The following is a 7,436-nucleotide window of genomic DNA, read 5'->3' as shown; positions in this document are numbered from 1 at the left end:
GCCGTCTTGGCAAGTGGTTTTTTGAGAAAGTTATCGAAAACGTTAGGTAAGCGTCACACGAGCATAACGTTTCTTACCTGCCTGGATAACGTAGGCGCTACCCGTAGCTAACATCGTGTCTTGGGCAACAACATCCCCATCGACTTTCACACTACCGTTTTTCAACATGTCTTTGGCTTGCGCACTGTTCTTGGTGAGACCAGAGCGATTGAGTACTGCCGCGATAGGCGCCTGCTCATTACCTTCGAAATCTACTTCTACTTCAGGTAGGTCTTCCGGCAACTCACCTTCCGCTAGCTGATTACCCGCCGACTTGTGTGCATTGGCGGCAGCTTCATCGCCGTGGTAACGGGCAATAAGCTCACGGGCTAGCTCCATTTTCACGTCACGCGGATTAGCCCCCGCCTCAACGCTCTGCTTGAGCGCATCGATCTCTTCGTTGGATTTCAAAGAGAGCAGCTCAAAGTAACGCCACATTAAGCTATCGGGCATAGACACTAGCTTATTGAACATAGAGCCCGGCGCTTCATCGACACCAACATAGTTGCCCAACGACTTGGACATTTTCTGCACGCCGTCCAGGCCTTCGAGCAGCGGCATGGTGATCACGACCTGAGGCTCTTGGCCGAAGTGCTTTTGAATTTCTCGGCCCATCAACAGGTTAAATTTCTGATCGGTCCCACCTAACTCAACATCCGCCTCAAGCGCGACTGAGTCGTAGCCTTGGACGAGCGGGTAGAGAAACTCGTGGATCGCGATAGATTGGTTAGCTTTATAACGCTTTTCAAAGTCATCACGCTCAAGCATCCGCGCGACCGTGCTTTGCGCTGCCAACTCAATCATTTTAGCGGCGCTTAATTCACCAAACCATTCGGCGTTAAAGCGCACCTCGGTCTTTTCGGGATCGAGGATTTTAAACACCTGCTCTTTATAGGTTTCAGCGTTGGCTTTTACGTCGGCCTCGGTGAGCGGTTTACGAGTAACGTTTTTGCCAGTGGGGTCACCGATACGACCAGTGAAATCCCCGATCAAGAAAATAACGGTGTGCCCGAGATCCTGGAACTGGCGCATTTTCGTCAGCAGCACACTATGCCCAAGGTGCAAATCAGGTGCTGTCGGATCAAACCCTGCTTTAATACGCAGCTTACGGCCAGACGCCAGCTTTTTCTTCAGCTCATCCTCTACCAGGATTTCATGCGTGCCTCGCGACAGTAGCGCTAACGCCTGATCCACCTCACTCATTGCCTCTCTCTCCATGTAATATGTGCCATATAGGCGTCAGATATCGAATAACCGGCGATGTTACCATGCCCTATCGCCTTGGTTGAGCCTTCACTACGTTTTGGATGAGCCGCTTTATGAAAACGCCCCACCCTACCTTACCGTCGTACTATGTTGGCTTAATGTCGGGCACCAGCCTGGACGGCATTGATGCGGCGTTGGTCGCTATAACGCCGCACTCGCCACCGGAGCTCATTGCTACGCATGCGTCGCCCATGCCTCAGTCGCTTCATAACCTACTGCTGAACTTGTGTCATGCCGAGCAAGTGAGCTTTGCTGAGCTGGCAGCGGCCGAAACCGAATTTTGCCAGCTACAGGCAAACGCTGTGAAAGCACTGCTGGCTCAGCAACAGGTCTCAGCAGCGCAAATTAGTGCTATTGGTAGCCATGGACAAACAATCGAGCATGCTCCCAGCGGCCACCACGGCGGCCCTGCCTATACACTACAGCTGGACAATCCCAGCCTGTTGGCCGAATTAACCGGCTGCACGGTGGTGGCTGATTTTCGCCGACGAGACTTAGCCGCTGGTGGTCAAGCAGCGCCGCTGGCACCAGCATTTCATCAAGCCCTTTTTGGTCGCCAGACAAGCGAGCAGCTTGTTTTAAACCTAGGAGGCTTTGCGAATCTGACGTGGCTACCCAGCGATACCAGCATTCCTGCCATTGGCTTTGATACAGGACCCGCTAATGTGCTGTTAGATGCTTGGTTCTCAAAACATCACGACGGACGCTTTGACCAAAATGGCACCTGGGCCTCTCGCGGACAGGTCGATCAAGCGCTACTAAAACGCCTGCTTAGCGAGCCTTTTTTTCATCAACCGCCGCCGCGCAGCACCGGGCGCGAACTATTCCACTTGGCCTGGTTAGAAAACAAGCTAACGGGCAATGAAACTGCTTGCGATGTGCAAACTACGTTAGCGGAACTGACCGCGATAAGCGTTGCCCAGGGTATTCAACAATTGCCCGCGACCCACGATAGCATGACCTTAATTGCTTGCGGCGGCGGTGCACATAACAGCTATTTAATGGCGAGGCTAGCGGCGCATTTGCCCCATGCGACGTTTAAGTCTCCCGCCGACTTAGGCTGGCCCGAAGACTGGATTGAAGCAGGCGCTTTTGCCTGGCTTGCCCATCAACGTTTACACGATCTGCCCGGCAACTTACCTTCTGTCACTGGCGCCAGTGGCCCGAGAGTTCTGGGTGGCATTTACGCCTGCTGATTGACACCAACGCTCCCCATGGCGGGTAGATTAAGTCAACGGCTAACACCATCAGCACGTATCATAGGTGGAAGCCCAGCAGAAAGGTGCTGATTAGATGCATTCTGCTTTGCCGAGAACACCAGCAGTTCGGTAATATCCACCTCTCTTTTCCCAGCAGTGGTAAGGTGCTTGAGTATGACAGACATCGCGCTTCCCGAGTCACTCGCCCAGGCCCACGAACGCCTGAGTAACGCATTAAAAAAGGCTGAACGCCCACTCGATAGCGCAACGCTGCTAGCCGTTAGTAAAACAAAGCCCGCTTCCATGATTCGCCAAGCCTGGCAGCATGGTCAGCGTGAATTCGGCGAAAACTATCTGCAAGAAGCCCTGGAAAAACAAGTCGAACTGGCCGACTTAGACGGTATTGTGTGGCATTTTATTGGCCCACTACAGTCCAACAAAACCCGCGCAGTGGCAGAAAGCTTCGCTTGGGTACATAGCGTTGACCGCTTAAAAATTGCCAAACGGCTTAGCGAACAACGCCCGGAACACTTACCGCCACTCAACATTTGTTTGCAGGTCAATATTAGCCGCGAGGCTTCAAAGTCGGGCGTCATGCCCGATGAGGTAATGGCACTAGCGAAAGAAGTGGCCGCCCTGCCACGGCTGTGTCTACGTGGACTCATGGCGATTCCGGCCCCGGCCAACAGCCTTGCAGAACAGCGGGCGCCGCTTGCGGCCTTGCGACAACTTTTGGAAACCCTTCAGACAGCGCTCCCGGATGCCCCTCTGGATACGCTATCGATGGGGATGAGCGACGATTTAGAAGCCGCTGTTTTAGAGGGCGCAACGCTGGTACGTTTAGGAACGGCGATTTTTGGCGCACGCACCACTCAACACGCGACTCAGTAACACTGCTAATTGAAGAGCGTAAAGACGACTGACAGCCCATGCTGCCCGATGCAGCTTTTTTACCCAATAAGGATACCCACATGGCGAGCAAGATTACCTTCATTGGCGCAGGCAATATGGCCAGCGCCATTATCGGCGGCCTCATCGATAGTGGCGTGTCTCCTAGCGACATCACGGCCACCGCACCTAATGAAAGCGAGTTAACGCCTTTAGCAGCACGTTTAGGAATTAACACAAACACCGATAATAACGCCGCCGTCGAAGACGCCGACGTGGTCGTACTCGCGGTAAAACCCCAGATTATGCGCAGCGTATGCGAAGCGATGCGGGATAACGTACAACAGCAATCACCGCTGATTATTTCGATCGCGGCAGGTCTCGATGCAGCCACCATTGATCAATGGCTAGGCGGTAATAATGCGTTAGTTCGTTGCATGCCCAACACGCCTGCATTGGTTGGTATCGGTGCCAGCGGCTTATATGCCAATAGCGCGGTGAGCGAGGAGCAACGCACGCTAGCAACACAGCTTATGGAAGCGGTTGGCATTGTGGAGTGGGTTGAAGAAGAGGGCCTGCTTGATGCGGTAACTGCGGTATCAGGCAGTGCGCCAGCTTACTTCTTTCTAATGTTTGAGGCGATGGAAGAAGCCGCTGTCAAACTAGGCTTGCCTGCCGCCACGGCGCGACGCTTGGCCATTCAAACGGCGCTAGGTGCCGCCACTATGGCCCAGCGCAGTGACAAAGACCCGGCCACACTTAAACAAAATGTTATGTCACCAGGCGGCACAACAGAACGCGCGATTCAGCACATGGAAGATGCGCAACTACGCGCCACCATCGCCGACGCCATGCAGGCCTGTGCCCAGCGCGCAGAAGCAATGTCCAAGGAACTTAGCGCCAACTAAATACGTAACTTTGCAACGGAGAGGCCGCAATGGGTAGTCAAGTGGGCAGTGCCGGGTTAATGCTTGTTAACTCGTTAATCAATATTTATTTATTCTTACTGATGCTGCGCTTTTTGCTGCAGGCATCGCGGGCAGATTATTACAACCCGCTTAGCCAATCAGTGGTTAAAATTACCCAGCCTGTTGTAGGGCTATTTCAGGGCTTCTTAGGTCCCGTCGCTGGGCGCTTTGACCTTGCCACGCTGGCCGCGGGTTTTGTGCTGAAAGTGGTTAGCATGCTGGCAATTTTCATGGTGATTGGCGTTGGCATGCCGCCCATTCCAGGACTACTGATTGCGGGCATTGCGGCACTGGCTAACGCCATATTAAAGATCTATTTCTTTGCCATGATTGTGATGATTATTCTGAGCTGGGTCGCCCCGAATGCTAGCCACCCAGGTGCTTTGCTGGTCATGCAGCTAGTCGAGCCCATTATGGCGCCTGTTCGGAAAGTCATTCCGCCACTCGGCATGATCGATTTATCACCCATCGTGGTGTTTATTGCGATTAATTTGGTGGATGGCTTAGTAGTGGGGGCTTTGATCCGCGCTGCGGGTATCTCTGGCGCACTGGTTGGGCTGTAACCGCGCAATATTCCCCAGGGCCTCTTTTTAGCAGGATTTATTTTTTGCAGGACTAGCGCTTTCGATGCCTGATTCAGACACTCTCACTTTCGTTGACCGGCCGGCGGACTCCGTTGGCCTCGTCACCCCCCATGTAGCGAAATTTGATACGCCGCTGCCGCTTGCTTGTGGCAAGGTGCTGCCTGAGTACGAGCTTATCTACGAAACCTACGGCACGTTAAACGCTGAGCGTAGTAACGCTGTGTTGATCTGCCATGCGTTATCGGGACACCACCACGCAGCGGGCTATCACGGTGACGAAGACCGCAAACCTGGCTGGTGGGATGCTCATATCGGCCCCGGAAAATCTATCGATACCAACCGTTTTTTTGTGGTATCGCTAAACAATCTGGGCGGCTGCCATGGCAGCACAGGCCCTGTTAGCCACAACCCTGAAACCGGCCGCCAGTGGGGGCCTGATTTCCCCATGGTCACTGTCAGTGACTGGGTAGCCAGCCAAGCGCGCCTAGCCGATCAACTAGGCATTGAGCGCTGGGCCGCAGCAGTGGGCGGTAGCCTGGGTGGTATGCAGGTGCTTCAGTGGACAATGACTTACCCTGAACGTGTCGCCAATGCGGTAGTGATTGCCGCCACCCCCCGGCTTTCCGCCCAGAATATTGCCTTTAACGAAGTGGCTCGTCAGGCGATTCGCTCTGACCCTGAATTCTTCGACGGTTGGTATGCAGAGCACGACACGGTCCCCAAGCGTGGTTTGAAACTGGCACGCATGGTGGGCCACATCACCTACCTCTCCGAAGATGCAATGGGCAGTAAGTTTGGCCGCGATTTGCGCAGCAACGATTTGAACTTTGGGTTTGATGTCGAGTTCCAGGTTGAGTCTTATCTGCGCTATCAGGGCGATACCTTCTCCACCGCCTTTGACGCTAACACCTACCTGTTAATGACCAAGGCCCTTGACTACTTCGATCCCGCAGCCACTCAAGCAGGCGACCTAGCCAGCGCACTAGCACCAGCAAAGTGCCCTTTTCTGGTTGTTAGTTTTACCACTGACTGGCGTTTCCCACCTTCTCGCTCTCGAGAACTCGTCGACGCGCTCACCCGCGCTGGCAAATCGGTTAGCTATGCCAATATCGACTCTCCTCACGGGCATGATGCCTTCTTACTGCCCGAGCCACGTTACCACGCTCTGTTCAGCGCATTTATGACTCGCATCGCCCGAGAGCTGAATATCGAAGAAACAGCCAGGGAGGAGACCCTGTAATGCGTGCGGATCTTGAACTGATTTACGACTGGGTGCCCCAAGGGGCTCACGTGCTGGATTTAGCCTGCGGTGATGGTGCTCTGCTTGAGCGCTTAGCACAGGAGAAAAATGTTACCGGCTACGGTTTAGAGATCGACCCCGACGGTATTACCCAGTGTGTCGCCAGGGGCGTGAACGTTATTGAGCATAACCTGGATGATGGCCTGGGTAGTTTCTGCGACAACAGCTATGATCAAGTCATTATGACCCAAGCGCTTCAGGCACTACGTCGCCCGGATAAAATGCTTGATGAAATGTTACGTGTCGCCGAGGAAGGCATTATCACCTTTCCTAATTTTGCTTATTGGCGTCACCGAATTCATCTTGGCCTACGTGGCTATATGCCGGTCTCTAAATCGCTACCCCATGCCTGGTATGACACACCCAACATCCACCTTTCTACCTTTAACGACTTCGAGCATTTGTGCCGTGAAAAAGGGTTGGTAATTGTGGATCGCGCGGTAGGGGTTGGCGATCACAAAGGGCACTGGACATCCAAGTGGTGGCCCAACTTGTTCGGTGAAATTGCTATTTTTAGAGTGCGCCGTCGCTAATTTATTTTACGTTAACTCGCCATATCGACCCATAAGAGGAGACCTGCCATGGTTTATCGAGCGTTACGCAGAACAACCCTGCTTACTACGCTGCTTTGCTCACTGCTCCTCGCCACACAAGCGGTAGCTGAGCAGCTGGTACGGATAGGCGACTATGAGATCCATTACAGTGCTGTGGCCACCAGCTTCCTCACCCCTGAAGTTGCCCAAGCGCACGGAATTCAGCGCAGTGCAGGTCTCGGATTGGTTAATGTAAGCGTACGCGAACGCCAAGAGGACGGCAGCACCCGTGCCGTTAACGCTAGCGTACAAGGCCACGTGACAGGCCTCACCGACGCCCAAGAGTCGCTAAGCTTTCGTACTGTGCACGATGGTGATGCCACTTATCACTTGGCCACCTTCGCCCTGCGCCACGACGAGCCCACACGTTTTAACTTGGACGTTCGCTACGACCGCAATGCCAGTCCCGAGCGGGTCAGTTTTATTCAGCGTTTTTATATCGAGCGTTAAATTCGCACCGGTAGCGGTCGTGCTAATCGCACCGCTACCGGCGCTCCTGCCTGCCAATCTAGCGTAATACCGTAAGCCAACACCTCAACCCCAGCATCTACTGCTGCGGCTAGCGCCGCCGCATAGATGGGATCGATATGGGCCGCTGG

General features: G+C 53.8%; 9 protein-coding genes and 1 pseudogene. 7 read left to right on the top strand and 3 right to left on the bottom strand.

What is annotated here, in order from left to right; all coding sequences use genetic code 11:
• Window positions 1-42: 42 nt before the first annotated feature.
• Complete coding sequence (gene tyrS / locus INT22_RS15650; protein ID WP_089039896.1) at window positions 43-1,242, bottom strand: tyrosine--tRNA ligase; 1,200 nt, start codon at window positions 1,240-1,242, stop codon at window positions 43-45.
• A 116-nt stretch (window positions 1,243-1,358) separates the two neighbouring features.
• Between tyrS and INT22_RS15645 the strand changes: the two genes are divergently transcribed.
• Complete coding sequence (locus INT22_RS15645; protein ID WP_193060625.1) at window positions 1,359-2,501, top strand: anhydro-N-acetylmuramic acid kinase; 1,143 nt, start codon at window positions 1,359-1,361, stop codon at window positions 2,499-2,501.
• Between the two features lie 38 nt (window positions 2,502-2,539).
• On the opposite strand, the pseudogene INT22_RS15640 reads toward INT22_RS15645, so the two are convergent.
• Window positions 2,540-2,644: pseudogene (locus INT22_RS15640) on the bottom strand (twitching motility protein PilT); the annotation flags it as partial.
• 34 nt (window positions 2,645-2,678) lie between these two features.
• Between INT22_RS15640 and INT22_RS15635 the strand changes: the two are divergent.
• The 6 genes from INT22_RS15635 (at window position 2,679) to INT22_RS15610 (ending at window position 7,287) form a co-directional block, all read left to right on the top strand.
• Window positions 2,679-3,395 (top strand): YggS family pyridoxal phosphate-dependent enzyme, encoded by a 717-nt coding sequence (locus INT22_RS15635; protein ID WP_193060626.1) that lies wholly within the window; start codon window positions 2,679-2,681, stop codon window positions 3,393-3,395.
• 80 nt (window positions 3,396-3,475) lie between these two features.
• The gene (proC, locus tag INT22_RS15630; protein ID WP_193060627.1) at window positions 3,476-4,300 is read left to right on the top strand and encodes a pyrroline-5-carboxylate reductase; all 825 of its coding nucleotides are present in this window, start codon (window positions 3,476-3,478) and stop codon (window positions 4,298-4,300) included.
• Between the two features lie 29 nt (window positions 4,301-4,329).
• On the top strand, window positions 4,330-4,923 hold the full coding sequence (locus tag INT22_RS15625) for a YggT family protein (protein ID WP_089039900.1): 594 nt from the start codon (window positions 4,330-4,332) through the stop codon (window positions 4,921-4,923).
• 64 nt (window positions 4,924-4,987) lie between these two features.
• Window positions 4,988-6,184: a homoserine O-succinyltransferase MetX gene (gene metX / locus INT22_RS15620; protein ID WP_193060628.1), complete on the top strand. Its 1,197-nt coding sequence runs from the start codon at window positions 4,988-4,990 to the stop codon at window positions 6,182-6,184.
• Window positions 6,184-6,777, top strand: coding sequence for a methionine biosynthesis protein MetW (gene metW, locus INT22_RS15615; RefSeq protein ID WP_038480763.1), 594 nt, complete (start codon window positions 6,184-6,186; stop codon window positions 6,775-6,777). Before metX ends, metW begins: the two co-directional genes overlap by 1 nt.
• Before the next feature lie 48 nt (window positions 6,778-6,825).
• Window positions 6,826-7,287 carry a DUF4426 domain-containing protein gene (locus INT22_RS15610; RefSeq protein WP_089039902.1) on the top strand — a complete coding sequence of 154 codons (462 nt, stop codon included), beginning with the start codon at window positions 6,826-6,828 and terminating at the stop codon, window positions 7,285-7,287.
• Here INT22_RS15610 and INT22_RS21200 read toward each other — a convergent pair.
• On the bottom strand, window positions 7,284-7,436 hold a 153-nt coding region (locus INT22_RS21200), incomplete at its 5' end, for a DNA/RNA nuclease SfsA (RefSeq protein ID WP_226912798.1). The genes INT22_RS15610 and INT22_RS21200 overlap by 4 nt on opposite strands.

This window comes from Halomonas sp. 3D7M, assembly GCF_014897885.1.
GTDB lineage: Bacteria > Pseudomonadota > Gammaproteobacteria > Pseudomonadales > Halomonadaceae > Vreelandella.
The sequence above is the reverse complement of the archived record's forward strand: the minus strand, read 5'-3'. Positions and strand labels throughout refer to the sequence as shown.